At 59.8% G+C, this 25,545-nt stretch carries 23 protein-coding genes and 1 tRNA gene; 9 read left to right on the top strand and 15 right to left on the bottom strand.

Translation table 11 applies throughout. From position 1 onward, the window contains the following. Positions 1–5: 5 nt before the first annotated feature. Complete coding sequence (locus ACFVTJ_RS02830; RefSeq protein WP_386904466.1) at positions 6–467, bottom strand: GNAT family N-acetyltransferase; 462 nt, start codon at positions 465–467, stop codon at positions 6–8. A gap of 238 nt (positions 468–705) precedes the next feature. On the opposite strand from ACFVTJ_RS02830, the gene uvrB reads away from it, so the two are divergent. Continuing rightward, a complete protein-coding gene (uvrB, locus tag ACFVTJ_RS02825) occupies positions 706–3,684 on the top strand; it encodes an excinuclease ABC subunit UvrB (protein ID WP_386904465.1) in 2,979 nt (992 codons plus the stop codon). A 32-nt stretch (positions 3,685–3,716) separates the two neighbouring features. Next, on the top strand, positions 3,717–4,685 hold the full coding sequence (locus ACFVTJ_RS02820) for an alpha/beta hydrolase (RefSeq protein WP_386904462.1): 969 nt from the start codon (positions 3,717–3,719) through the stop codon (positions 4,683–4,685). A gap of 32 nt (positions 4,686–4,717) precedes the next feature. Here ACFVTJ_RS02820 and ACFVTJ_RS02815 read toward each other — a convergent pair whose 3' ends face one another. After that, the gene (locus ACFVTJ_RS02815; RefSeq protein WP_386904461.1) at positions 4,718–5,143 is read right to left on the bottom strand and encodes a DUF1801 domain-containing protein; all 426 of its coding nucleotides are present in this window, start codon (positions 5,141–5,143) and stop codon (positions 4,718–4,720) included. 163 nt (positions 5,144–5,306) lie between these two features. On the opposite strand from ACFVTJ_RS02815, the gene ACFVTJ_RS02810 reads away from it, so the two are divergent. Beyond that, a complete protein-coding gene (locus tag ACFVTJ_RS02810; protein ID WP_060723339.1) occupies positions 5,307–5,762 on the top strand; it encodes a PRC-barrel domain-containing protein in 456 nt (151 codons plus the stop codon). 157 nt (positions 5,763–5,919) lie between these two features. After that, on the top strand, positions 5,920–6,525 hold the full coding sequence (locus ACFVTJ_RS02805) for a DUF922 domain-containing Zn-dependent protease (RefSeq protein ID WP_386904458.1): 606 nt from the start codon (positions 5,920–5,922) through the stop codon (positions 6,523–6,525). 7 nt (positions 6,526–6,532) lie between these two features. Here the strand turns inward: ACFVTJ_RS02805 and ACFVTJ_RS02800 are convergent, their stop codons facing one another. Further along, on the bottom strand, positions 6,533–7,135 hold the full coding sequence (locus tag ACFVTJ_RS02800) for a J domain-containing protein (RefSeq protein ID WP_386904456.1): 603 nt from the start codon (positions 7,133–7,135) through the stop codon (positions 6,533–6,535). Between the two features lie 385 nt (positions 7,136–7,520). On the opposite strand from ACFVTJ_RS02800, the gene ACFVTJ_RS02795 reads away from it, so the two are divergent. Then, on the top strand, positions 7,521–7,874 hold the full coding sequence (locus ACFVTJ_RS02795) for a nuclear transport factor 2 family protein (RefSeq protein ID WP_386904454.1): 354 nt from the start codon (positions 7,521–7,523) through the stop codon (positions 7,872–7,874). Between the two features lie 39 nt (positions 7,875–7,913). Here ACFVTJ_RS02795 and ACFVTJ_RS02790 read toward each other — a convergent pair whose 3' ends face one another. Continuing rightward, positions 7,914–8,483 carry a hypothetical protein gene (locus tag ACFVTJ_RS02790; RefSeq protein WP_386904452.1) on the bottom strand — a complete coding sequence of 190 codons (570 nt, stop codon included), beginning with the start codon at positions 8,481–8,483 and terminating at the stop codon, positions 7,914–7,916. A 190-nt stretch (positions 8,484–8,673) separates the two neighbouring features. Next, positions 8,674–8,749, bottom strand: a tRNA-Thr gene (locus ACFVTJ_RS02785). Positions 8,750–8,961: 212 nt separating this feature from the next. On the opposite strand from ACFVTJ_RS02785, the gene ACFVTJ_RS02780 reads away from it, so the two are divergent. Continuing rightward, positions 8,962–10,701 carry a GGDEF domain-containing protein gene (locus ACFVTJ_RS02780; RefSeq protein WP_386904450.1) on the top strand — a complete coding sequence of 580 codons (1,740 nt, stop codon included), beginning with the start codon at positions 8,962–8,964 and terminating at the stop codon, positions 10,699–10,701. 135 nt (positions 10,702–10,836) lie between these two features. On the opposite strand, the gene ACFVTJ_RS02775 is transcribed toward ACFVTJ_RS02780, so the two are convergent. The 5 genes from ACFVTJ_RS02775 to ACFVTJ_RS02755 all read right to left on the bottom strand — a co-directional run bounded on the left by ACFVTJ_RS02775 (position 10,837) and on the right by ACFVTJ_RS02755 (position 17,367). Beyond that, positions 10,837–11,946 carry an endonuclease/exonuclease/phosphatase family protein gene (locus ACFVTJ_RS02775; protein WP_386904449.1) on the bottom strand — a complete coding sequence of 370 codons (1,110 nt, stop codon included), beginning with the start codon at positions 11,944–11,946 and terminating at the stop codon, positions 10,837–10,839. Positions 11,947–12,076: 130 nt separating this feature from the next. Next, the gene (locus tag ACFVTJ_RS02770) at positions 12,077–13,105 is read right to left on the bottom strand and encodes an ABC transporter ATP-binding protein (protein WP_386904447.1); all 1,029 of its coding nucleotides are present in this window, start codon (positions 13,103–13,105) and stop codon (positions 12,077–12,079) included. Beyond that, positions 13,093–14,787, bottom strand: coding sequence for an ABC transporter permease (locus tag ACFVTJ_RS02765; RefSeq protein WP_386904445.1), 1,695 nt, complete (start codon positions 14,785–14,787; stop codon positions 13,093–13,095). Before ACFVTJ_RS02765 ends, ACFVTJ_RS02770 begins: the two co-directional genes overlap by 13 nt. Positions 14,788–14,796: 9 nt before the next feature. Beyond that, complete coding sequence (locus ACFVTJ_RS02760; protein WP_386904443.1) at positions 14,797–15,780, bottom strand: ABC transporter substrate-binding protein; 984 nt, start codon at positions 15,778–15,780, stop codon at positions 14,797–14,799. A gap of 342 nt (positions 15,781–16,122) precedes the next feature. Continuing rightward, the gene (locus tag ACFVTJ_RS02755; protein ID WP_386904441.1) at positions 16,123–17,367 is read right to left on the bottom strand and encodes a PLP-dependent aminotransferase family protein; all 1,245 of its coding nucleotides are present in this window, start codon (positions 17,365–17,367) and stop codon (positions 16,123–16,125) included. 273 nt (positions 17,368–17,640) lie between these two features. Between ACFVTJ_RS02755 and ACFVTJ_RS02750 the strand changes: the two genes are divergently transcribed. Next, complete coding sequence (locus tag ACFVTJ_RS02750; RefSeq protein ID WP_386904439.1) at positions 17,641–18,096, top strand: RbsD/FucU family protein; 456 nt, start codon at positions 17,641–17,643, stop codon at positions 18,094–18,096. Between the two features lie 54 nt (positions 18,097–18,150). Here ACFVTJ_RS02750 and ilvC read toward each other — a convergent pair whose 3' ends face one another. The 3 genes from ilvC to ACFVTJ_RS02735 all read right to left on the bottom strand — a co-directional run bounded on the left by ilvC (position 18,151) and on the right by ACFVTJ_RS02735 (position 21,157). Continuing rightward, positions 18,151–19,170 (bottom strand): ketol-acid reductoisomerase, encoded by a 1,020-nt coding sequence (ilvC, locus tag ACFVTJ_RS02745; RefSeq protein WP_386904437.1) that lies wholly within the window; start codon positions 19,168–19,170, stop codon positions 18,151–18,153. A 46-nt stretch (positions 19,171–19,216) separates the two neighbouring features. Beyond that, positions 19,217–19,870, bottom strand: coding sequence for a TetR/AcrR family transcriptional regulator (locus ACFVTJ_RS02740; RefSeq protein ID WP_386904435.1), 654 nt, complete (start codon positions 19,868–19,870; stop codon positions 19,217–19,219). A gap of 381 nt (positions 19,871–20,251) precedes the next feature. After that, the gene (locus ACFVTJ_RS02735) at positions 20,252–21,157 is read right to left on the bottom strand and encodes an AraC family transcriptional regulator N-terminal domain-containing protein (protein ID WP_386904433.1); all 906 of its coding nucleotides are present in this window, start codon (positions 21,155–21,157) and stop codon (positions 20,252–20,254) included. A gap of 179 nt (positions 21,158–21,336) precedes the next feature. Between ACFVTJ_RS02735 and ACFVTJ_RS02730 the strand changes: the two genes are divergently transcribed. Beyond that, positions 21,337–22,383 carry an NAD(P)-dependent alcohol dehydrogenase gene (locus ACFVTJ_RS02730; RefSeq protein WP_386904431.1) on the top strand — a complete coding sequence of 349 codons (1,047 nt, stop codon included), beginning with the start codon at positions 21,337–21,339 and terminating at the stop codon, positions 22,381–22,383. Between the two features lie 67 nt (positions 22,384–22,450). Here the strand turns inward: ACFVTJ_RS02730 and ACFVTJ_RS02725 are convergent, their stop codons facing one another. Both ACFVTJ_RS02725 and ACFVTJ_RS02720 read right to left on the bottom strand, forming a co-directional pair. Further along, positions 22,451–23,716, bottom strand: a complete 1,266-nt coding sequence (locus tag ACFVTJ_RS02725) for an NAD(P)/FAD-dependent oxidoreductase (RefSeq protein ID WP_386904429.1) — start codon at positions 23,714–23,716, stop codon at positions 22,451–22,453. Between the two features lie 72 nt (positions 23,717–23,788). Continuing rightward, positions 23,789–24,544: a pyridoxine 5'-phosphate synthase gene (locus tag ACFVTJ_RS02720; protein WP_386904427.1), complete on the bottom strand. Its 756-nt coding sequence runs from the start codon at positions 24,542–24,544 to the stop codon at positions 23,789–23,791. A gap of 235 nt (positions 24,545–24,779) precedes the next feature. Here ACFVTJ_RS02720 and ACFVTJ_RS02715 point away from each other — a divergent pair, with 235 nt between their 5' ends. After that, positions 24,780–25,475, top strand: a complete 696-nt coding sequence (locus ACFVTJ_RS02715; RefSeq protein ID WP_386904425.1) for a MerR family transcriptional regulator — start codon at positions 24,780–24,782, stop codon at positions 25,473–25,475. Positions 25,476–25,545 lie beyond the last annotated feature (70 nt).

Here is a 25,545-nt window from a genome sequence, read left to right as displayed (position 1 = left end):
GGCGCTTAATCCAGCCGGTAAACCTTGCAGACAAGCCCTTCTGGCTGACGGTAGGTCGTGAATCCCATGGCATCATAATAACGCTGGCCGAGCACATTATCGGCACCGATGCTGGCATCGATATTTTTCAGGCCGCGGGCCTGCGCCGCCGTCCGGGTCGCCGCGAAAAGAGCGGACCCAACACCTTTTCGTGCGGCCTGTGGGCTGACATGGGTGCCGATAATGCCCCACCCTTCCGCCACCCCATAGGGGTTGTCGTCCCGCGCATAACGCAGGGACTGAAACCCCAGTATGCGCCCATTCTCGTCCTCGGCGACCGAGCACTCGATACGGTCCGTGTGCTCGATATAATTTGCCAGCACGGTCGACATATCCGTTGGCATCTTTCGCAGGCCGGCCGAGAATATCTCATTCTGAAGCGCCGCCATTTCCTGGGCATCGTCAATTTTTGCAGGCCGTATTTTCATCGATACACCATCTTGGATTTGTTACGATTGGTTCCAGCTGGCAGAAACCCCGTACGTCCTACGTCTTTGGCTTGGGAAAATAAAGAAAACATCGAGCCCCTGGAGTTCGCGAGCATCAGTTCCGGTCGCACGCAACGCATCCGGTCGGATTTCGTTCCGAACGCTTCGTTTCCTTTTTGTACTCATTTTTTCACCGCGTCCCCTTTCCTTTGCCCGTGACTCCCTCCATATTTCTCCCATGGCCAGATCACCGAAAAATCCCCCATCCTCGCCCTCCGGCTTTGAGGAAGCCCCGCAATCGTCGTTTGAAGGCGCGCCGCTCAGCGGCAGTGTTGCCGATTGGGTAAAGCAGCTCGAGGCGGAAGCCGAGGCGGGCTCGGTCGAAACCCAGCGCGAAATTGCCTCGAAAGCGGGCAAGCACCGCAAGAAGATCGAGATCGAAGCGCGCAAGGAAGCGCAGAAAGCGGCTTCGAAAACGGCGAAAAACACAACGGCCTCCAAGACAGCACGCGGCGTGTCCATCGGCGCATCGAGCGATCCGAAAACCAGAGCCGCTGCCGGTCTCAATCCGGTGGCAGGCATGGATGTATCGCTGGAGGATGCCGCCAATCTCGACCCGGGTGCTGTCACCGCCACGGTGGACGCGCTTTCGAAACTGATCGAGAGCGGCAATCCGCTGTTCAAGGACGGCAAGCTCTGGACGCCGCACCGGCCGGCCCGCCCGCCGAAATCCGAAGGCGGCGTCGCCATCCGCATGGCTTCGGACTACAAGCCCGCCGGCGACCAGCCGACGGCCATTGCCGACCTCGTCGAAGGCATCAATTCGGGCGAGCGCAGCCAGGTGCTGCTCGGCGTTACCGGCTCCGGCAAAACTTTCACCATGGCCAAGGTGATCGAGGAAACGCAGCGACCCGCCGTCATCCTGGCGCCTAACAAGACGCTGGCGGCACAGCTCTATTCCGAGTTCAAGAACTTCTTCCCCGACAATGCGGTGGAATATTTCGTCTCCTATTACGATTATTATCAGCCGGAAGCCTATGTGCCGCGCTCCGATACCTTCATCGAGAAGGAATCCTCGATCAACGAGCAGATCGACCGGATGCGCCACTCCGCCACCCGCTCGCTGCTGGAACGCGACGACTGCATCATCGTCGCTTCGGTGTCGTGCATCTACGGTATCGGCTCGGTGGAAACCTATACCGCCATGACCTTCCAGATGCAGGTGGGCGACCGGCTGGACCAGCGCCAGCTTCTGGCCGACCTCGTGGCCCAGCAATACAAGCGCCGCGACATGGATTTCCAGCGCGGCTCCTTCCGCGTGCGCGGTGATACGATCGAAATCTTCCCCGCCCACCTTGAGGATGCCGCCTGGCGCATCTCGATGTTTGGCGACGAGATCGATTCCATCACCGAATTCGACCCTCTCACGGGCCAGAAGACCGGTGACCTGCAATCCGTCAAGATTTACGCCAACTCACACTATGTCACGCCGCGTCCGACGCTGAATGGCGCGATCAAGTCGATCAAGGAAGAGTTGAAGGGCCGCCTCGCCGAACTCGAAAAGGCCGGACGCCTGCTGGAAGCCCAGCGGCTGGAGCAGCGCACGCGCTACGATATCGAAATGCTGGAAGCAACCGGTTCCTGCGCCGGTATCGAAAACTATTCGCGTTATCTCACCGGCCGCAACCCCGGCGAGCCGCCACCGACGTTGTTCGAATATATCCCCGACAACGCCCTGCTGTTTATCGACGAAAGCCACGTCTCTGTCAGCCAGATCGGCGGCATGTATCGTGGCGACTTCAGACGCAAGGCGACGCTGGCGGAATATGGCTTCCGCCTACCCTCCTGCATGGACAACCGCCCGCTGCGCTTCGAGGAATGGGATGCGATGCGCCCGCTCACCGTGGCTGTCTCCGCCACCCCCGGCTCATGGGAAATGGAACAGTCGGGCGGCGTCTTCGCCGAACAGGTCATCCGTCCGACAGGCCTGATCGACCCGCCAGTGGAAGTGCGGTCCGCCCGCAGCCAGGTGGACGACGTCCTCGGCGAAATCCGCGAGACGGCCGCCAAGGGTTACCGCACGCTCTGCACCGTGCTGACCAAACGTATGGCCGAGGATCTGACAGAATATCTGCATGAACAGGGCGTTCGCGTCCGTTACATGCACTCCGACATCGACACCCTGGAGCGCATCGAGATCATCCGCGACCTCCGCCTCGGCGCGTTCGACGTTCTCGTCGGCATCAACCTGCTGCGCGAAGGTCTCGACATTCCCGAATGCGGTTTTGTCGCCATCCTCGATGCCGACAAGGAGGGTTTCCTGCGTTCGGAAACCTCGCTGATCCAGACCATCGGCCGCGCCGCCCGTAACGTCGACGGCAAGGTCATCCTGTATGCCGACAACATTACCGGCTCGATGAAGCGGGCGATGGAGGAAACCGCCCGCCGCCGTGAGAAGCAGATGGCCTACAATGCCAAACACGGCATTACGCCGGAATCGGTGAAGGCGAAAATCTCGGATATTCTTGATTCGGTTTATGAGCGTGATCACGTAAGGGCCGATATTTCCGGCGTTTCCGGCAAGGGCTTCGCCGATGGCGGCCACCTGGTCGGCAATAATCTGCAGGCCCATCTCAACGCGCTGGAAAAATCCATGCGCGACGCCGCCGCCGATCTCGACTTCGAAAAGGCCGCCCGCCTGCGCGACGAAATCAAGCGCCTCAAAGCCGCCGAACTCGCCACCATGGACGACCCCATGGCCAAGGAAGAGGCAAAATCGCTTGAGGCTGGCGGCAAGAGCAGGAAAAGCGGAACGAGCGCTCGCCACGAGTCGATCTCCCCCCTTGAGGGGGAGATGTCCGGCAGGACAGAGCGGGGTGCCGCCGCGAACGAAAGCAGCAAATCCCTCTTCGCCAAACCCTCTCTGGACGAAATGGGCCCCGGCTCGGACACGGGGAAACCACTGTTCCGCAGGAACACCCTGGACGAAATGACGGTGGGCAGAACCGAAAAGCCCGTACGCGGCGCGGTGCCGGACAAACCCGAAACCGAATCCGGCAAACGTTTCTCACCGCTGCTGGAGGGGCAGCCGACGAAGGGCACTGACGATCCGCGACCACTGGTGCGCGGCAAGATCGGTGCGGGGTCTTACGAAGACGCCGGAGAGCAGAAGCGTAAAGGCAGGACGAAGGGCAAGACGGGTCGGCCGGGGCGGTAATAGGTCGAATAAAAACCGCGAGAGGACATCGCATGTATCGAGAACACCTTGCCGCTTTGTTTCTCGCCTTGCTCTGGACACCCGCCCTTTCCGGCCAGATCGAGGACGCCACCTTTCATAGCGCTGCCCTGAATGCGCCACTTCCCGTCAACATCTACCGTCCAGATGGCGCTCCGCCGGAAAACGGCTGGCCGGTGCTCTATCTCCTGCACGGCCATGATGGCGACCAGAACAGCTGGCGCGATCTCGGCAATATTGAAAAGACCCTCGACACGCTCATCGAAGCGGGCACCATCCGTCCGCTGGTGGTCGTCATGCCCGGTGTCAAGAACAGCTGGTACGTCGATTCTGCCGCTGTCGGCGGCCCGGGCGACTACGAGACCGCCCTGACCGGCGACCTGCGCCACCAGATCGAAAAAACCTTGCCGGTGCGCAAGGATCGGCAAGGTCGTGCCATTGCCGGCCTTTCCATGGGCGGTTTCGGCGCCCTGCATCTGGCCTATGGCCACGAGGACCTCTATGGCGCCGTCGCCAGCCTGTCCGGCGCCATCTGGCAGAACGTGCCCGCTTCCGATCTCGACAAGACACCCGCCGAATTGAAGCTCATCCAGGACAGCGCCTTTTTCCATCAGCTCGACCGCACCACAATCACCAGCGGCGTCGTGCTGCCTTCGACCGGCGATCATTTCTCCGGGGCCTTCGGCACGCCATTCGATGCAAGGCTCTTTAACGAGAAAAACGTCTTCACCCTCGTTGCCCAGCACGTCGCCGAAAACGAGGATGTGCCCGCCACCTATCTGACCGTTGGCGATGATGACGGCTTCTTCCTCTGGCGCGGCGCCATCGCCCTGCACGAGACACTACAGGCCGACAAGCGCAAATCCGAGCTGCGGGTGACCGATGGCGATCACGTCTGGTCGGTGTGGAAGGTCTCGATCATCGATGCGTTGAAATTCATCGATGGGGAGTGGGACAAGGCCGCGGATATCGCCGGGGATTGAGGCATGGCCCGGCCTCTCAAATCAGATATCGATCATTTCACGGTTCGCTTCTTCCCGCTCTTTTTCGCAAGGTTCAACGCCACTGCAGCGCGGATCAACCCCGCCAACGCTTCCTCATTCACGACATCCCCGTCGTGAAAATCAATCGCCCGCCGCGTATTGCCTTCCAGGCTGGAATTGAACAGGCCCGCCGGGTCTTCAAGCGAAGCGCCCTTCATGAATGTCATCTTCACGGCGCTCTTGTAGGTTTCACCCGTGCAGAGGATGCCGGCATGCGACCAGACCGGCACGCCGCGCCATTTCACTTCCTCAACCACCTCGGGATCGGCCTTCAGGATCACCGCGCGAATGCGTGCGAGCATATCGCCGCGCCAGTCGGCCAGTTCCGCGATTTTTTGGTCGATGAGGCCGGAGGCCCCGATCTCAGCCGCGTCTTTTTCCGTAACCTTTTTTGCCATGATGCCCTCCCGATTTCGCCGCAAGGCCACTCCCTCCCTGCTGCGCCTCTGTTCCGGCTTTCAACATAAACCAAATTTTCCTGTCCTCCCATGCGGAACCAAATTCGCCCTTCACCGTTTCTTTCCCGAACGCAATGTTCAGCATACAAAGGGAAGAAACATCATGAAAATCAATGTCATCGCTCTCGCTGCCGCAGCAGCGCTGTCCTCCTCCGTGGCCTTTGCCCAGACGGCAACCACGGCCCCTGCTGCTGGCGCGGATGCCACTCTGTCCGGACCTGGCATCACGATGGGCACCAAGGCAAGCGGCCCGCTGAAGTTCGTCAATGTCCAGAAGACCGATCTCACCGCTTCCCAGCTTGACGGCATGGACATCTACAACGCGCAGAACGAAAACATCGGCGAGATCGAAGATGTGGTGATCGGCGACGGCAAGTCGGTGATCGGCCTTGTCGCCAGCGTCGGCGGCTTCCTCGGCATCGACAAGAGCTATGTGGTACTCGACCCGGCATCTGTCGCCGTACACAACGACAACGGCACCTGGAAAGCCTATGTCGACACCACCAAGGACGCGCTGCAGAACGCCCCCAAGCTCGATTACGACAAGCTGGACGACTGATTACCCCTGCAGTTGTTCGCTTGTTCCCCCGCGCCGAGGCGCGGGGGTTTTCGTATGGTCTATTCCGCGCAGCAACTGAAACTCTCCGCGGACAGCCCCTTGCCTGAGAGCCCGGCCCTCGCCTATCTTCGCTGCGCAAACCAGCAAGGATCAATGCGTGCCCGCCCATCTCTTTTCCCTTTCCGTCAGGGCCGCCCTGTTGCTCAGCGCCCTTCCGCTGTCGGCGCAGTCCGCCGGCTGGAAACCTTCCGAGCAGATCAAGACCTATGCCATCAGCGGCAATACCGGAGGTGCGCTGTACCAGTCCATCGGCGAACGAGGCCCGACCGCGGGTGTGCAGGCGATTGCCCATACCACCTTCAAGCTGACATGGCGGCGGGATTATCGTCCGCAGCCGGATGGCGCCTGCGTGCTGGCCACGGCAAGGCCCAACCTCACCATCATCTATACCTGGCCGAAAGCACCGGCCAATTTGCCCCCCGCCGTCGCCGCCAGCTGGAAGACCTTCATTTCCGGCGTGGAAACCCATGAACGCGTCCATGGCGAGCATATTCTCGACATGGTGAAGAAGATCGAAGCCTTCAGCACCGGGCTGCGGGCGGAGAGCGATCCCAAATGCCAGAAGGTACGCGCCGTTCTTCAGCAGCGTCTCGGCGAGCTTTCCAACGAGCAGCGCCAGCGCGGCCGCGATTTCGACCGCGACGAGCTTTCGCCCGGCGGGCGCGTGCACCAGCTCATCCTGGCGCTGGCCAACGGCCCCTGAGCGACCCTTACTCCGCCGCTTCGCCTTTCAGGAGAGGTTCGGCGAGCGTCACGGTCTCCAATTCGTAGGAATAACCTTCCAGCATCGTATAGGCCTGCTCGATCGCCTCGATCTGGGTTTCGGCGTTGCGGATGGCTTCGGCGATGGACTGGCTGCGGGCGCGCAGCATGGAACTCAGCACGTCTGTTTCCGGCTTGCGGCCCAGACGATCCATGTGTTTGCGCACCCGGGTGCGGTGCCGTTCCAGTTCGAGAATATGGAAACGGCTTTTCAGAATGTCGTCGGTCAGCTTGCGGCGCATGGCCGCCACGGGATCGAAACTGCCGGGTTCGCGCTCATCCAGAATGAATTCATTGACCAGCGTTTCCAGCATCAGCAGGCCTTTGAGGTCCTTGGCGTCGGCAAGCTGCGGATCGTAGCCGGTATCATCGAACACCTTGCGCCGCACCGGATCCTTAAGAAGCTCGTAAGCCGTCTGCAGGCGCGCGAATTGCTCGGCATCGCCGCCGCTGTCGGGATGCGCTGCCTTGGCCACCTTGCGGTAGGCCGTCTTGATCGCCGCCTCGTCGGCATCGCGCTCCACGCCAAGCAAAACATAGGGATCGATCACAAAAACACCTTCAAACGCAAACTGTTACCCGCATGCCCGATGCCACACGCCTGAGGCCTGCCGGCGGATCATAGGCCAATTCCGCCCCGTGCGGCACCCCGCCCCGGCTTTTAAACCGGCAAAGCCCACACAAAGTCTCACGGCACAACGGACCGAAAAGCCCTTGATGCCCAAATTTGTCGGACAGAAGGCGACTATAATGACGGGCGGGACAAAATTGTGGAAAGCGATGGCAAAACATGTCGCGACATTCGACACCAGCCTGCCGCTGGCCGCCGGAAAATACCCTGCGAAGAAGCATATCCGGCGCATTTTCAGGGCCTTATGGTGGAAAGCCGCCAAAAGGTGTAGGCTCGGCTTTTGGATCTGAAGGGAGGACGATCCGATGCCGCAAACCATTACCCAGACCGTCACGGATTACGTCCATGCCATGGCCTATGCGGATGAGGGCCTGATGCGTGATGTCTTCGATCCACGCGCCAGCATCGTTGGCACCTTCGAATGTGAAACCGAATGGCTCTCACTGGAAGATTTCGTCGACCAGATACGCAAGAGCGAACGCGGGCTGCCCGACCAAGACCCCACTTTCGAAATCATCGGCATCGACAAGGAGGGCGACAGCGCCTCGGTAAAGCTGACGACCCGTTTCGACGGTATGGATTTTTACGAATATCTGTCGCTGCTGGAACGGGACGGCAACTGGTCGATCGTGCACAAGCTGTATCACATAAAGCCATAGGCATCATCGAAACCGGCGCACCCACGCGCGCGCTAAAGACTAAAACAGGTCGCTATAGATCGCCGTAATCCAGAGCGCGTTAAAGAAAAGCCAGACCACACCGAGCCACATGATGATGCGGTTAGTATCGGTCCTCATCGCCACGAGCGCGATGAGGAGGCCGCCGGCAATCCGTGCCAGATACCATGGCCCAAGCTGCTCGAAGTGTTCTTTCCCTTTGATGTAGGTATCCATCAGATCGAAGAGAAAGGAGGCTGCAAACAGCGCAAAAAACGCATGTCGCCGGCGCAGGAAAAAACTTTCCCGTTCGGCGGACTCCTGGATGTGATCGGGGTAAAGCAGCGTCGACATCAGAAAGAAAAGCGACGTGTAAACCAGAACGAAGATGTAAATCCAGAAATTCCAGTTGTGGATGAGCCGCAAGGCAAACTCCCACCACCAGAAATGAACCGCCCCAAGAAGCAGGGCCAGCGACCAGACGATCTGCGCATGCATGCGATCGGTTCTCTGCGGCTCCTGCAGCCTTCGCGAAAGACCGGACAAAACTCTGGTGATTGCAAGGCCGAGGATAAGGCTTACCAATATCCGCAAATGACCATATGCATCCATTTCAAGCCCCGCCTTTGCTCAACTTATACGCTGGACAATATGTTCAAAGCGGCAGACTTTACAACTCTGGCGGATATCTGGCCCGTTTCGCTCTCGCCTTAAGGCAGGCGAGACCATGCACATGAAGCGTGCGGCCCGGCAGCAGGCCCATTCGCCCAAACAGATTCGCGATGACGTGGATTGAAAATACTGGTGCCCCCGGCAGGGTTCGAACCCGCGACCCCCTGATTACAAATCAGGTGCTCTACCAACTGAGCTACAAGGGCAATCCAGTGCCCTGCCAACTATCAGATTCTGACTTGGTGTAAAGCAAAAACTGTGTGCGGCTCATCTGTCGCCTTCTTTTCCACACCTTGCCCCGCCGACGTCTCCGTCTGATCGCCATTAAAGCAAACCGCTATAAAATAAGCGAAGTATTTACGCGACGAAGCTAAAATGGCTGCAAACCATAACCTTTCCAGCGAGAATAACGCACCCGATGCGCGCGAGCATACAGAAAATCCAGCTGACAGGCACAATCGTTATTGCCGTAAGCGCCATCCTGCTGGCGACACTTGCTGCGCTGCCCAGCGTCTCCAGCTATCTTCGTTATCGGACGAATGCAAAGCAGCTGAACCGTTTTGAAACCGCGCTCCAGTCCGCATGGCTGGTCTCGGCCGAGCGCGGTCCGGCAAATAACCTGATGGCAGCCTCTTCTGCCGATCCAGGCCGGGTCGAGCATCTGGCCGCCGCGCGCAAGGCGACAGACGACAAGTTGTCGCAAGTCGAGATCTCCTTCGCCGAGGAAATCAAGGCGCAGCCCGGCCTGGCGAAGTCCCTTGCCGAAACGCGTCAGAAAATCGCGCAATCGCGCGAGGCCGTAGACGCGGTCGTCGCCCTTTCCCCGGAGGCGCGCAGCTACAGCGCCATGGCCAACGCCATTCAAGCGATGTTCAAGGCCGCAGACAGCGTCAACCTGCTGCGCGGTAAGGTGGCCCGGGCCATCATCACGAAAACACCTGACGTCGCCATCGATATCGCAATGACCGGCACCGCCGGTGTCATGCGCGACAGGATCGGCCGCCTCGGCTCCTACGTGGTCATGAGCCTGCAGGCAAACCAGCAGGACCGATTGAGCTATCGTGCGAAATTCGACACTGAAATGCAGAGCGTGATGCTGGTGAAATCCTCGCTTTGGAACTACACCGCCGCCTATCTGTCGACACCGCGCCTGGACGCTGCGTTTCGCGATTTCGATACCTATTATTTCGGCCAGTCGCTTCGCTACGCGCAGAATACGATTGCTATCGTCGTGCCATCCGCACGTCCTACCGCCCGCGATTTTTCCGAAAACTACATTCAGGGCATGAAGTCGTCAGATCAGCTGCGTGACCTTATCCTCGCAGAAACCCGCGCAAGAATCGAAAAGAACAAGCAACAGGCGCTTATCTATGGACTGGCCTCGCTCTTTCTCGCCTTGATCGCCGTACTGGTCCTGCTGCGCCTCACCTCGGTCTATAAAACCGCGTTGTTCCAGCCCATGCAGTCTGTCCTGTCCCAGATCTCCGCGATAGCAGCAGGCGATCTTTCCGGAGCTGAGCGCCAGACCGGCGTCGCACCAGAAGTGACGAAGATGTTCCGGGAACTCGATTTCCTGCGCGAGCAGCTTCGGCAGAAGGGGGAAATGGAGGACCAGCAGCGCGCGCTGGCCGAGCAGCTCCGCACACTTTCCGAAACCGACGCCCTGACCGGCGTCTTCAATCGCCGCGCGCTGGAAAAGTCGGTTCGGGCCATTCTGAGCGGCGATGAGAAATATCAGTCACTCGGCGTCATGATTGTCGATATCGATCACTTCAAATCGATAAACGACCGCTACGGCCACGCCATGGGCGATCTCGCGCTACAAAAGACCGCAAGTCTCTTGAAAGGCGCATTGCGCAAGAACGATATTCTGGCCCGGTATGGCGGCGAGGAATTCGTCGTCGTGCTGCAGGATGTCAGTCACGCCACGGCGACCGCGACCGCCGACCGCCTTCGCCGCCTGATAGAAGTTCAGACCTTCGACGAGCAGGCCGGATTGTCATTGACGGCGAGTTTCGGCGTCGTCTGGCAGGAGGCGCAGACAATCAACAGCTGGGACGAGCTGATCGCCATCGCCGACGATCGGCTTTACCAGGCCAAACGCGCAGGCCGCAATCGGGTATGGGCAACCTATTACCCCAAGGTAGCAAACGGCTAGACGGCATCCCCGCCAACAAATCTTGCCGCGCGCTAGGACACGTCCAGCAAAACTGCGTCAGCGGTTTTGCGCACGGACTGCGTAAAAACAAAGAGATCGAGCATTTCAGGTGATCCGGTCTTCACCGGAGATGCTCTAGATCAAATCCAGCGTCATCACGACAGGGCAATGATCGGACGCCTTCGGGCGATCCCAGCCGGTGCGCGGGTAACGTTCGACCTCCTGCCCCGGCGGGAAAACCGTGCGGAAAGGCTGCCCGTTGCGGATGATTTCGGGAACATGGGTGGCGTTTATTTCCGCCAGGCGCGGTGACAGCCAGACATAATCGAGCTGGCACAGGTGCTGTTCCTGCGGCCCGCGCGAATGGTAGAGCGTCCAGCGATCCATGACATCGCGGCGCGTCATCGGATTGACGACGAAACCATCGGCCGTGAAGATATCGAGCGCACTGCGCTCCTCCTCCACAGGCGCGAAACTGTAGCCGCTGCGCCTGTCGCCGGAAATCGCAACGCGCTCCTGATAGTCGTTCATATCGCCGCAGATCGCGAAATTCTTGTTGCGGGTATTGCCCACGCCCCAGCGGTTTTCGATGATGCGGCGAACGGCCATGGCCTCCGCCTCGCGAATCGGCATGGTGGCGATCCGCGCATCCACGGCGTCGCGGGCATTGGTCATGGATTTGAAATGCGTGACGTAAAGCGTCAGCGGTTTGCCGCCGATCCGCAGGTCGATTTCCAGGCAATCCCTTTTGAAAATCTTGTCATCGATCTGATTGGTCGTGGCAAGTGCCGGATTGAAGATATCGAGATTGCGGTAGGTCAGCGCCGCATGGCTCTTGATGTCGACCACCTCGATCTTCTCGCCGTCGCGCGTCTGCTCGCGCATGACAACGGCGACATCGATTCCGCGGCTGTCATTGCCCTCGACCAGATATTTCTGCAGGTAGCCATTCCCGACCATGCGGTAGAGATAGCCATATTCGAAGGCCTGCAGAGCGGCCATATTGTCGACCTCCTGCAGGCAGAGAATATCGGCATCCGCATCCGCAATGGCGAGCGCCGAAAGTTGGCGCGTATCGTCGGTGGATGACACCATCCGCGCACTTTCCAGCGCCTGATAGGTTGCCTCGTCCCTGATATCGAAAAGCTGGATCGCCCTGTCACGCCGCGTCTGGTTGCGAAAGCCGGTGAAATCGAAACGGGTGAGAAGATTTTCGATATTGAAGGTGGCAAGCCGAAGCGACATGAATCAATCCTATTGCAGCAAGGGGAAGCTTAGCCGCTCCCGTGCGACGTCGCCAGTGGTCTGGGGTATGGCGCGCTGGCGAGATGAGCTGCGGAGAGCCATCAGCCCCGCATATCCTCACCCTCGGACATCAGAGCCGCCAAGCCGCACGAATGGCAACCGGTAGTTTATCACCCACCGCCACCGCCTCGCGCGAATAGGCCCTCAGCACCTGCCCATCCGGCAGGTCGAGACGCAGAGCATATCGTTCGCCCTCATAGAGAACCGACGTCACCGTGCAGCCAATGCCTTCCGCATCCCGCACCACATCCTGCGGCCGCACGAGAACATCCGCCTGCGGCAATTGCTTACCCCTCTCCATCGCCGCCCGCAGGCTCCCCCAGTCAAGATCGCGCGACACCCCTGCCGGCACCGGCAAGGTGAGGATCGCTCCCTGCCCCACCAACGAACCGACCAGCTTGCCCTCCGGTCGCGCATAAAGCTCCGCCGGCGCGGCGACCTGCAGCAGCCTGCCCTGCGACATGACGGCGACATCGGTTGCCAGCGCCATGGCTTCCGCCTGATCATGGGTGACATAGATCATCGTCGCGCCGGAACGGGCGTGGAAATCACGAAACGTCTCCTCCATCTCCTGGCGCAGGTGCCGGTCGAGATTGGCGAGCGGCTCGTCGAGCAGCACCACGTCAGGCTCGGTCACGAGGCAGCGGGCGAGCGCCACGCGTTGCCGCTGGCCGCCGGACAATTCGGCGGGGCGGCGATCGGCAAAACTCTCGAGACGGACGGCGGCCAGTGCCTGGCGCACCTTTTCTCGATATTTCTCGCCCGATATGCCGCGCACCTTGAGAGGATAACCGGCATTGTCGGCAACCGACATATGCGGCCACAGCGCATAGGATTGGAACACCATCGCCATGTTGCGCCGCTCCGGTGGCACCATGGCTCCGGCATCGGCCAGCACGCGCTCACCGAGCAGGATCGAACCATCGGTCGGCTGTTCGAAACCGGCGATCATGCGCAGCACCGTCGTTTTGCCGCAGCCGGAAGGCCCAAGCAGAGCGAGAAAACCACCTTCGCGGACCGTTAGCGATACATCGTCCACGGCGGGCTTTGGTCCCGCACCAAAACTTTTAGAGAGGCGGTTGAGGATCAGTTTCGCCACGGGACGACTCCTTTCGGCAGATGGCGCCCCAGAATTTCGAGCAGCAGCATAAGGACAATGACCATGATGACGACGAGCACCGACAGTGCAGAGGCGAGATCGAAGCTGCCGCTGTCATCGAGATTGTAGATGAGCACGCCGAGCGTCTGCGTACCGGCGGACCAGAGGAGCGCCGACACCGTCAGTTCGTTGCAGGCGATCAGGAAAACGAGAATGACGGAAGCGCCGGCCGCAGGCCCAACCAGCGGCAGGATGATATCCCGGAGCCGCCGCCAGAAACCGGCGCCGGAGAGCCTTGCGGCCTCTTCCAGCGACGGATCGAATTGCAGGAAGGCGCTGACCATGGGCTTGAGGCTGACGGCAAAGAAGGAGGAGAAATAGGCGAGCAGGATGATCCAGATCGTGCCGTAAAGCGTGAAGCCCAGCAGCGGAATGGGGGCTGCGAACAACAGCACGAAGGATACGGAGATAACGACGCCCGGTAGAGCATAGGGAATATCCACCAGCGCCGAGAGCAGGAACATGAAGCGGCTTTCGCCCCGCACCAGAAAATAGGCCGTCAACACCGTCACCGCCAGCAGGCACAATGATGTGACTGTTGCCAGAAACAGCGAATTGCGGAAGGCCGTGCGGGTGACGCTCTGCCGATACAACAGCTCCTCATAGGCATGCAGCGTTGCGGTCTTGAGGCTGAGCGGCACCCCATAGGCGGGAGCGAGCGAGCTTGCCACCAGCGCCGTCAACGGCGCGACCAGCATGAAGAACAGCACGAGCCACAGGGCAAGCTGCGCCGGTACCCGCCACCGCGCCAGTCCAAATGTGGCCGCCTTGCCGGAGAGCCCGATGATGCGGTAATCCCTACCCTTCATCGCCCGTTCCTGCAAAGCAAGTCCGGCTACGGAAATGATCGCGATCATGGTCGAGAGCATGGCGATATCGCCGAAGGTGCTGGTGCCGAAACTGGCAAAACGGCTGTAGATCAGCGTCGGCAGAGTGAATATCGAGGCGGGTATGCCGAGGATCGCCGGAATGCCGAAATTGCCGACATTGGAGACGAAGGAGATCGCCGCCCCGGCAATCAGCCCCGGCGTGGAAAGCGGCAGGATAATATCGAACAGTACACGCCGCGGCGAAGCACCGGAAAGCTTGGCGGCCTCGATGCCGTCCTGCGGCAAGGCCAGCAGCCCGGCCCGCAGCGAGAGATAAACAAGCGGCGCGTGCTGCACGCCGAGCAGAAGCGCAATACCCGCAATGGAATAAAGCGGCTGCGGCGAGCCCATCGCGGGCGCGAGGCCGATGGCCTTCAGCAGCGTGCTCGAAGGGCCGGTCATGCCGATCCACGACAGCGCCGTCACCTGCGGCGGGATCATCATCGGCAGCATGAACAGGAAGCTCAAAACCGACTTGCCACGGATGTCGCAAAGCGTCAGCGCAAGCGCAAAGGCGCCGCCGATGACAAGCGAAATCAGCATGCCGAGGAAAGAGGTGGAGAGCGTATTCAGCGCCGCATTCCAAAGGGCAGGATCGGCAAGAAGCCGCCATATGTCACCGTTCAGTGATGACACGATGCCGGTATAGGCGAGCCGCCCGAGCGGCAGGGCGCTCAGCACAAAAACGACACTGACCACAAAAGGAAACAGCCAGCGCGGCTGGCTGTTTCCATAAGCCTTGGAACGGGTCATTCCGCTATATCAGCCCTTGGAGCCGAAGATGTCTGAGAAGGTCTTCAGATCCTGCTCGGAGTTCTTCAGTGCGTCAGCGGCGTTGAGCGGCAGAACCTTGATCTTGTCGCGGGCCGGGAAACCTTCCGGCATGCCGGCATCGGCACGAACCGGGATATAACCGAGCTTGACGAAGCCCTGCTGGCCCTTTTCCGAAAGCACGTAATCGACAAACTTCTTGGCCGCTTCCTCATGCTTGGTGCCCTTGATGATCGCGACCGGCTCGGTGACGGCCGAAACGCCCTCTTCCGGGAAGACGAACTCGACCGGTGCGCCCTTGGCCTTTTCACGGATCGGCATGTAATCGACGACCACACCATAAGCCTTTTCGCCCGAAGCAACGGACTTCAGCACCGCACCGTTGCCACCGCCGGAGATGGCTTCATTGGCCTTCAGTTGCTTGTAGTAATCCCACCCCAGGCCGTTTGCGGCAGCAAGCGTCTGCGCATGGATGAGCGCCGCGCCAGAGGTCAGCGGGCTAGGCATGGTGACGAGACCCTTGGCCTCTGCCTTCGCCAGATCTTTCCAGCTCGTCGGCTTCATCGCGGCGGCAGTGTTGTACATGATGCCTGTCGTGATGAGCTTGGTGGAGTAATAGAAGCCGTCCGCATCATAAAGCGAGGCATCGATATTCTTGGCTTCCGGCGACTTGTGAGCGAGAAGCTGACCGGCCTGCTTCATGCGCTCCAGCGTCACGATATCGGCGATCAAAAGCACATCGGCAACCGGATTACCGGCGCTGATTTCCGCCATCAGCTTGGCCATGATCTTTGGCGTTCCGTCACGCACCCATTCGACGTCGAGACCGGGGTTGGCGGCCTTGAACCCATCCACGGTCGCCTGCGCGTCCTCGTTGGGCTGGCTGGTATAAAGCACCAGATCGGCGGCATTGGCGGCGGTGGCGATGAAGCCGAGCGACACGATGGCGGTGAAAGCGGAAAGCAGCGTTTTCATGGGTCCAGTCCCTGTTGTTTCGTGGGACCGCTAAAACATGATTGCATAACATGTATGTGACAGGCAGGATTTTTGCGGGTGTGATCGCTACAAGGTTGAGAGCACCGGGCGGAAGAACGAAAGTTCTCTTGGAGGCCGGGGCATACCCCCCTCTGCCCTGCCGGGCATCTCCCCCACAAGGAGGGAGATCGGCAAGAAGCCCTCTCATCACTTCATTCTCAAGCGTCGAGATGGTCGAGACCTTTCCACAGGTCGATCTCCCCCCTTGTGGGGGAGATGTCCGGCAGGACAGAGGGGGGTGAAGCCGCACCCTCCGTCGCTACCGATAATTTACACGCCGCCTCAAATCGCGGGAACCACCTCAGCCGTGTCCGCCTGAGCCGTCGCAATCAACCGCCCAAGCCGCTTCATGCCTTCCTCAATCATCGCCTCATTGGCGCAGGAGAAGCTGATGCGCAGCGTGTTCGTGCCTGAACCATCCGCAAAGAAAGCACGGCCGGGGACAAAAGCGACCTTTTCCGTGGCGATGGATTTGGCGAGCAGCGCCGCCCCATCCATACCCTCCGGCAGCGTCACCCAAATGAACATGCCGCCTTCCGGCTTCGTCCAGCTGGTCGTCTTCGGCATATACTTCTCGAGCGCCGCCAGCATCGCATCACGCCGCGCGCTGTAGGCGGCCTTGATCTTGGCGACCTGCTTGTCGAAACCACGCGATGCGACACGCTCTATGGCGATCTGGTTGATGGTGGAGGAGTGCAGATCAGCGGCCTGCTTCATCAGCACCAGCTTGCGGATGACAGGGGCGGAAGCGACGATGTATCCGACACGAAGGCCGGGTGCCAGCGTCTTGGAGAAGCTGCCGCAATAGATCGTGCGAGTGTTCTCGATGCCGCCCGAGCGGGCAATGTCGAGCGCCATGATGGGCGGCACCGCTTCGCCATCGTAACGCAGCGACTGGTAGGCCGCGTCTTCGATGACGGCGATATCGAGCTCGTCAGCCAGCGCCAGAACCTTTTCGCGGCCGGCCAGGTCAACGGTTTCGCCGGTCGGATTGGAGAAATCGGCCGACAGATAAGCGAATTTCACCGCACCGCCAAGCTTGGCCGCGGTTTCGCGGTAGGCCTCAGGCGTGCGGTTGCCGCCGGGGTTCAGCTGGTCATAGTTCGGCTCATAGGCATTGAATGCCGAGAGCGCACCCAGATAGGTCGGCCAGGTCACCAGCGCCGTATCCTTCGGCGACAGGAACAGCTTGCCGAGATAATCGAGACCCTGCTGCGAACCGGAAACGATGAAGACGTTGTCGGCCGTGCATTCGATGCCGATCTTGTCCATTTCGCCCGCCAGCCATTCGCGCAGCGGCTTGTAACCCTCGCTGACGGAATATTGCAGCGCGGCGTTGACCTGCGCGCCGGAAAAAATTTCCGCGTAAGCCTGCTGAAACTCCTCTGCGGGGAAAAGAGCGGGGTCCGGAATGCCACCGGCAAAGGAGATGATATCGGGCTGTTCGAGCAGCTTCAGCAGCTCGCGGATTTCAGACGCTTTCATGCGCGAAGAGCGCGTGGCGAAAATTTGTTCCCAATCAAGCATGGGTACGTTTCCTCTTGTGTCGTTTTTATGCGTGCATCTTTACAGAAATGTCGATATGTCAGCAATACTGACTTATCAGTTTTTCGAATTATTTCTGCCTCCCTGCACATTGCCCGCAACTGGCCTGCATGGAGGCCCGATTTTGCGGACAAAGCCAAATACACCCTTGTGCAAAGCTTCACAATCACACCTTTGCGATTGACGCGGCATGGTTTTCCGGCTGGATTGCGCGCGCGCCGCGACACGGCGAAAGCATCATGGGAGTTTGACGACATGTTGAAAAATATCGACCCGGCGCTGAACGCCGATGTTCTACACGCGCTGCGCGCCATGGGGCACGGCGATACGCTGGTGATCTCCGACACCAACTTCCCTTCCGATTCGGTTGCCCGCCAGACCGCCGTTGGCAAGGTGCTGCATATCGACAACGTCTCGGCCGCCCGCGCCATGAAGGCGATCCTGTCCGTTCTGCCGCTCGACACGCCGCTGCAGCCGTCGGTCGGCCGCATGGAAGTGATGGGCGCGCCCGACCAGCTGGAGCCGGTGCAGGCCGAAGTGCAGAAGGAAATCGACGCGGCAGAAGGAAAACCAGCCCCCATGTACGGCATCGAACGCTTCGCGTTCTACGAAAAAGCCAAGCAGGCCTATTGCGTCATTACCACTGGCGAGACGCGGTTCTACGGCTGCTTCCTGCTGACGAAGGGTGTCATCCCGCCGGAGCAGAAATAACAAAAGGCCGGAGCTTTCGCCCCGGCCTCCAAAATTTCCATCAAGCAATGAAGCTTAGTTGACGGCCTTGTCGACCAGCTTGTTCTTGCCGATCCAGGGCATCATGCCGCGCAGCTTGGCGCCGACTTCTTCGATCTGGTGGCTGTCGTTGTTGCGACGAATACCCTTGAAGCGAGCGCCGCCGGCCTTCCATTCCTGCATCCACTCGGTGGTGAACTTGCCGGTCTGGATGTCGTGCAGAACGCGCTTCATTTCAGCCTTGGTGTCGGCAGTGATGATGCGCGGACCCGTGACGTATTCGCCCCACTCAGCCGTGTTGGAGATCGAGTAGTTCATGTTGGCGATGCCGCCTTCATAGATCAGGTCGACGATGAGCTTCACTTCGTGCAGGCACTCGAAATAGGCCATTTCCGGCGCATAACCGCCTTCGACCAGCGTTTCGAAACCGGCGCGGATGAGCTCGACGAGACCGCCGCACAGAACGACCTGTTCGCCGAAGAGGTCGGTTTCGCACTCTTCCTTGAAGTTCGTTTCGATGATGCCCGAACGGCCGCCGCCAACGCCGCAGGCGTAGGAGAGAGCGAGTTCAAGCGCATTGCCGGAAGCGTTCTGGTGAACGGCAACGAGGCAAGGAACGCCGCCGCCCTTCTGATATTCGCCGCGAACCGTGTGGCCGGGGCCCTTCGGTGCGATCATGACGACGTCGAGCGATGCCTTCGGCTCGATGAGGCCGAAGTGAACATTGAGGCCGTGTGCGAAAGCAATCGCTGCGCCGTCGCGGATGTTGCCAGCGATGTCGGCCTTGTAGATGTCTGCCTGCAGCTCGTCAGGCGTCGCCATCATCAGGAGGTCGCCCCACTTGGCGGCTTCGGCAACGGTCATGACCTTGAAGCCGTCGGCTTCGGCCTTCTTGACGGTCGGCGAACCAGCCTTGAGCGCGATAACGACGTTCTTGGCGCCGGAATCCTTCAGGTTCAGCGCATGAGCGCGGCCCTGGGAGCCGTAACCGACGATAACGACGTTCTTGGACTTGATGAGATTGAGATCGGCATCACGATCATAATAAACGCGCATTTGATGGTCCTTCCCTAATGCTTGTCTCTGTGTGTGAACCGGAACCTCAGGCAGCCTTGCCGCCCAGTTCCGAATGTACCTTTTCCGTGCCGTAGAGGGTCAGAAAGGCGACGACCGCCTTCTTCGCCCGGGCGGAAAAATCCTTGTCCGGCGCCTCGCCCAGCAGCATGCGCACATGCAGATCCGAAACGATGAGACCGTAAAAAATGCGATATGCCTCTTCGGCATCATCGAAACGCAGATAGCCGGAACGGCGACCGGCCTCGATAAGACCACGGGCGCGACGGTCGATCTGGCGCCGGCCACGCTCCAGCAAGAGATCACCTAGCTTCGACCCGTCGCGGCTCGCCTGCCCTATCGCCAGACGGTTCAGCGCCAGCGACACGTCGCCCGCCAGAACATCCAGCAGATCATGGGCGAAAACCTCGAGATGATCGGCAAGCTGCGGCGCGGACACTCGGTCCCCTGCTTTCTCGAAAGTGCGAACCTTGCTCTGCTGAAACGTGATCATCGCCGCCAGCAGGCCATCGCGATCACCGAACCACTTATAGAGGCTTTCCTTGGAACAGTTGGCGGCGCGCGCCAGCCCGGATGTGGTCAGCGCTTTCTCGCCGCCCTCGACCAAAAGACGCAATGCCTGATCCAGAACGGCGTTCTGGCGCGGCGAAAATTCCTGCGCTGTGATCGGGTCGGAAGCCAAGTCTTTCCACTCCTGGGGTTCGATTGATGTACCGTACGGTACGGTTCGAGCGCCATTTAAGCGGAGGTGGCGTTGGGGTCAAGCGGATTCTTCGGGAGCGGAGAAGAATTGGTGCGGTGCGGAATGTGTGAGGAGAGCTTTTGAACTCTTGGTTGGGTAGTGGATCGATGGCGCACGCGGCTCACCCCCCTCTGCCCTGCCGGGCATCTCCCCCACAGGTGGGGAGATCGATGTGCCGCTACGCTTCGCCAATCTCAGTGTTGAGGGTCGAGTGACGACAGTGCTTCTTGCTGATCTCCCTCCTTGTGGGGGAGATGCCCGGCAGGGCAGAGGGGGGTGAATCCTCAGGTACCGCAGCTCTGCCTCAATGGACACCGCACCCTACCCCGCCGCAATCTCGCGTGAGACATCCACATCACGTGATGGCGCCATGCCATAGAAGCGGCTGTATTCACGGCTGAATTGCGAGGGGCTCTGGTAGCCGACGCGGTGGCCGGCAGTGCCGACATCCAGCCTCTCCAGCAGCATCAACCGACGCGCCTCATGTAGACGAAGCTGCTTCTGATATTGCACCGGCGTCATGGCGGTAATCGTCTTGAAGTGATGATGGAATGAAGACACGCTCATGCCGATCTGTTCGGCCAACTCCTCGACCCGCAATTGGCGAGCAAAGTTTTCACGTAGCCAGGCGATGGCGCGGGCAATGCGGTTGCCGGGGCTTCCCGCCGCAATGATGTTCATCAACTGGCCGCCCGCCGGGCCTGTGAGAATACGGTAGAGAATTTCCTGCTCGATGAGCGGCGCCATCGCGGCAATCTCGGCGGGACGATCGAGCAAGCGCAACAGCCTGACTGCAGCGTCGAGAAGCTCCGGCGTGGCGGCATTCACGACGATGCCGCGCTGCGCATTAACGGGCTCGGCGGGTGGATCTATTGGCACGCGACGCATGAGATCGAGCAGCTTTTCGCCATCGATTGCCAGTGAAATGCAAAAGTGCGGCACGTCGGGGCTTGCCTCGACAACACGCCAGGCGACCGGGAGGTCGAGGGAGGTCAGCAGGTAGTCGCCCGCCCCGTAATTGATCGTGTCGGTCCCGAGCTGAACGCATTTCGCGCCCTGAATGACCATTGCAAAACAGGGGCGGTAGTTCCCGTGGCACGGCGCGCTCGGGGTCGTCCGTCGGCTGATCCCGAGAGAGTCAATGGCGGTCCTCACCTCGCCATCGGCTGTAGCGTGCCGCGCGGCAATGGATGTAATCTCCTGATAGAGATTGAACGGCAGGGACATGGGGATACCCTTCAAATGAGGAGGAAGCCTTGTTTATCTAGAATGCCTAATGCACTTCGCAAAGAGACGAATAGTCAATTTTTGCAGGATCGTGCAAAAAGCTCGGAGGATCGCTCTAACGGCTTCAGCATCTTCCATCGCATATTCCATCGTCCCCAAACTTCCGAAAGGATACTTAGATGGCTATTGCTAGAGGTTATGCTGCGACCGACGCGTCGAAGCCGCTTACCCCGTTCACTTTCGAACGCCGCGAGCCGAATGATGACGACGTCGTCATCGATATCAAATATGCCGGCATCTGCCACTCGGACATCCACACCGTCCGTAACGAATGGAAGAATGCCGTTTACCCGATCGTTCCGGGCCATGAGATCGCCGGTGTCGTCCGCGCCGTTGGCTCCAAGGTCACCCGGTTCAAGGTCGGCGACCATGTCGGCGTCGGCTGTTTCGTCGATTCCTGCGTTGGCTGCGCTACGCGCGATGTCGATAATGAGCAGTACATGCCGGGTCTTGTCCAGACTTACAACTCTGTGGATAGGGACGGCAAGACGGCGACGCAGGGCGGCTACTCCGACCATATCGTCGTTCGCGAGGACTATGTTCTCTCCATTCCCGAAAACCTGCCGCTCGATGCCTCTGCGCCGCTTCTGTGCGCCGGCATCACGCTTTATTCGCCGCTGCATCACTGGAATGCCGGTCCCGGCAAGAAAGTCGCGATCGTCGGCATGGGTGGTCTTGGCCATATGGGCGTCAAGATCGGTTCGGCCATGGGCGCTGAAATCACCGTCCTGTCGCAGACGCTCTCAAAGAAGGACGACGGCCTGAAGCTCGGTGCGAAGGAATATTACGCCACCAGCGACGCCTCGACCTTCGAGAAGCTCGCTGGCACTTTCGACCTGATCCTCTGCACCGTTTCAGCCGAAATCGACTGGAACGCCTATCTGAACCTGCTGAAGGTCAACGGCACCATGGTTCTGCTCGGCGTGCCGGAACATGCAATCCCGGTTCATGCTTTCTCGGTCATTCCGGCTCGTCGTTCGCTCGCCGGCTCGATGATTGGTTCAATCAAGGAAACTCAGGAAATGCTGGATTTCTGTGGCAAGCATAACATCGTCTCCGAGATCGAAAAGATCGACATCAAGGATGTCAACGAAGCCTATGAGCGCGTCTTGAAGAGCGATGTGCGCTACCGCTTCGTCATCGACATGGCCTCACTCGACGCTTGATTGAGACCACTGACTAAATAAAAAAGGGCGGGAAGCCAATGCTTCCCGCCTTTTCTGTTACCTGCCCTCACGCCTCGTCCTTCAACGTCTCTTTCTGGGTGATCAGGCGCGCACTGTGCTGGCCGCTCAGATAAATCCACAACCAGCTCCACGCCACAGCCAGCCGCGACCGCGTTCCGATCAGGAAGTAGATATGGGCAAGCCCCCATATCCACCACGCCAGCACGCCCTTCAGCTTGAACCTGCCGAAATCGATCACCGCCGCGCGTTTGCCGATGGTCGCGAGATTGCCCTGATGGCTGTAGCGGAAAGGCGACGGCGACGGCTTGCCCTCCAGCCGCGCCTTGATGACCTTTGCCACATAGGCGCCCTGCTGCTTTGCCGCCGGCGCGATGCCAGGCACCGGTTTGCCGTTTTCCTGATTGACGGCGGCCGTGTCGCCGATGACGAAGATATCGGCATCATCGTCCAGATTAAGCTGTGGACCCACAATGGTCCGCCCTGCCCTGTCGGCGGTGGCATTGAGCCATTTTGCGGCTGGCGATGCCTGCACGCCGGCGGCCCAGACCACGGTGCGGCAGGGATAATAGGTCTCCCCCACCGTCACGCCCTCATCCGTGCAGGCCGTCACCGGCGTGCCGAGCAGAACCTCGACGCCGAGCTTTTCCAGCGCTTGCCTGGCATAAGCCGAAAGATCTTCCGTAAAGACCGGCAGGACGCGAGGACCGGCCTCGACAAGCAGGACACGGGCCCTTGTGGTATCGACATTGCGGAATTCCGCCGGCAGCGCCTTGTGGGCGAGCTCGGCGATCATGCCAGCCATTTCCACGCCCGTCGGGCCAGCCCCGATGATGACGAAGGTCAAGAGCGCCTGCCGCTCCTCTTCACTGGTAGCAAGTTCAGCCCTTTCAAAGGCGAGAAGCAGGCGGCGGCGGATTGTCGTGGCATCTTCCAGCGTCTTGAGGCCGGGGGCGGAACGCTCCCATTCGTCGCGGCCGAAATAGGCGTGGCGGGCGCCGGTGGCCAGCACCAGCGTATCGAAGCCGATCACCTGGCCGGAATTCAGCTGCACGGTCCGTGCCACGCGGTCCACACCGGTCACCTCCGCAAGCAGGGTCGTCACCTCCTTGCGGTCCCGGTAAAGATGGCGGATTGGCCAGGCGATTTCAGATGTCGCCAGCGCCGTCGTCGCAACCTGATACAGCAAGGGCTGAAACAGGTGGTGATTGCGACGGTCGATCAATGTGATGCGGACAGGGGCCCCCTCCAGCCCGTGCACCAGTTGTAAACCGCCGAAGCCTCCACCCACGACGACAACATGATGTTCTTGCATATGTCTCTGCCTTCCAAAACTTGCGCACGGAGCATGCGCAAGGCAGAGCATAGGCGAAAAAATTGACTTTGGTTATGAATTAGGCTGACCGCAGGCCTGACAAAAACGCCGGACTGTTTCAGCCATGCCATATTCCAGCGCATCCGCCGTCAGCCCGTGGCCGATCGAGACCTCTGCCAGATAAGGGATGCGTTTCATCAGCCTGGGCAGGTTTGCGACGGTGAGGTCGTGGCCGGCGTTAACGGCAAGCCCGAGCGCTCTGGCATGATCCGCCGTCTCTCCGAGCTTTTCGAGAAGCGCGTCGCCCTTTTGTGCATCGTCAAAACAGCCGCCATACGGGCCGGTATAAAGCTCGATGCGCACAGCACCCGTCTCCGCCGCCAGCTCCACCGGCTCGCGCTCACCATCGCCATCGGCAAAAAGCGAGACGCGCATGCCACGGGCCTTCAGGCGTCCAACCACGTCCTTCAGGAAAACGCCGTGTTTGCGGAAATCCCAGCCATGGTCTGACGTCGCCTGCGACGGGTCGTCAGGCACCAGCGTCACCTGTTCCGGCTGGGTCTTTTCACACAGAGCGAGAAAATCTTCGGTCGGATAGCCTTCGATGTTGAATTCCGCGCCGGGGAAGCGGTCATCGATAAGCGCCCGAAGCACCGGCAGGTCCGAAAAGCGGATATGGCGCTGGTCGGGCCGCGGGTGTACAGTCAGCCCGCGTGCACCAGCCGAAAGCGCGATTTGCCCGAAATGCGCGACGTCAGGCCAGGGAAGATCGCGACGGTTGCGTAACATGGCAATTGCGTTCAGATTGACGGAAAGTTTTGCAGGCATGGCATCGGGGCTCCGGTTCGGAATTGACACCTTGTTTCACGCAGGTTGACGCCAACCGCAAGGAGGCCGATGAAATTTTTTAAAGGCGCGGGAACGAAAGCAGGCAATACACGTTATGGTTTTTTCGTTGCATTTGGCATGATGTCTTGATCAGAAGACAGGCACGTGACGGGGGAACGAATAACGAATGCCATAAAAATCAGGCACACTGTCAAAAAGCGCGAAGGGGGAGACGATGCAGGATGGCAGGATGCCGTTTGAACACGGCGACGAGGACAAACCCAATCTAAGGATCAGCAGCTTTCTACCGGATGTGAGCCTGCCTTCCTCCCTGCCCGCCGAACCCGTTCCCATCGCCGACATGGCCAATATTTTCGGGGTAACCCACCGGACACTGCATTTTTACGAGGAAAAGGCGCTGCTGACCTCGAAGCGCATCGGCCAGATGCGGGTTTATACCCACCGCAACGTCCAGCGCATGGCCGTCATCAACGTCTGTCGCGAAGTCGGCATCTCCGTCGCCGCCATTACCGAAATTATGGAAAAACTCGTCCGTTCACTTTCGCAGGAAGAAGCCGACGACATATTTCACGCCGCGTTGCGGCAGCGAAAAAGGGAGTTGACCGCCGAACTTTCCACCCTCCAGCGTCAGGCTCAGCAAATCGAGGAATTGCTGGTGACGGAGACCGATACGGACGGTGTGGATGGCGCTGAGCGGGCGCCGGCAAAGGACATCGCCCTGACCGATAACGAACGCAAATGCCTGGAACTGATGGCGGAGGGTTACGCGCCGGTGCGGCTTGCCCGTGCGCTTGGTCTTTCAGGCAGCGATCTCAACACGCTCGAGGCAAGGATCATCGGCAAGTTCAACGCGAGCAACCGTTTTCAGGCGGTGGCCAAGGCGGTTCTGCTCGGCGTCATCCGCGCCTGACGGAGCATTTTCAGGAAGTGCGCAGCGGTTTTCCGTCCGGACAATGCGTAGACAAAAAGACAGAGCATTG

The organism is Agrobacterium sp. NPDC058088 (assembly GCF_042885035.1).
Lineage (GTDB): Bacteria > Pseudomonadota > Alphaproteobacteria > Rhizobiales > Rhizobiaceae > Agrobacterium.
Note: the sequence above shows the minus strand (reverse complement) of the source record. Positions and strands in the feature narration are given on the sequence as shown.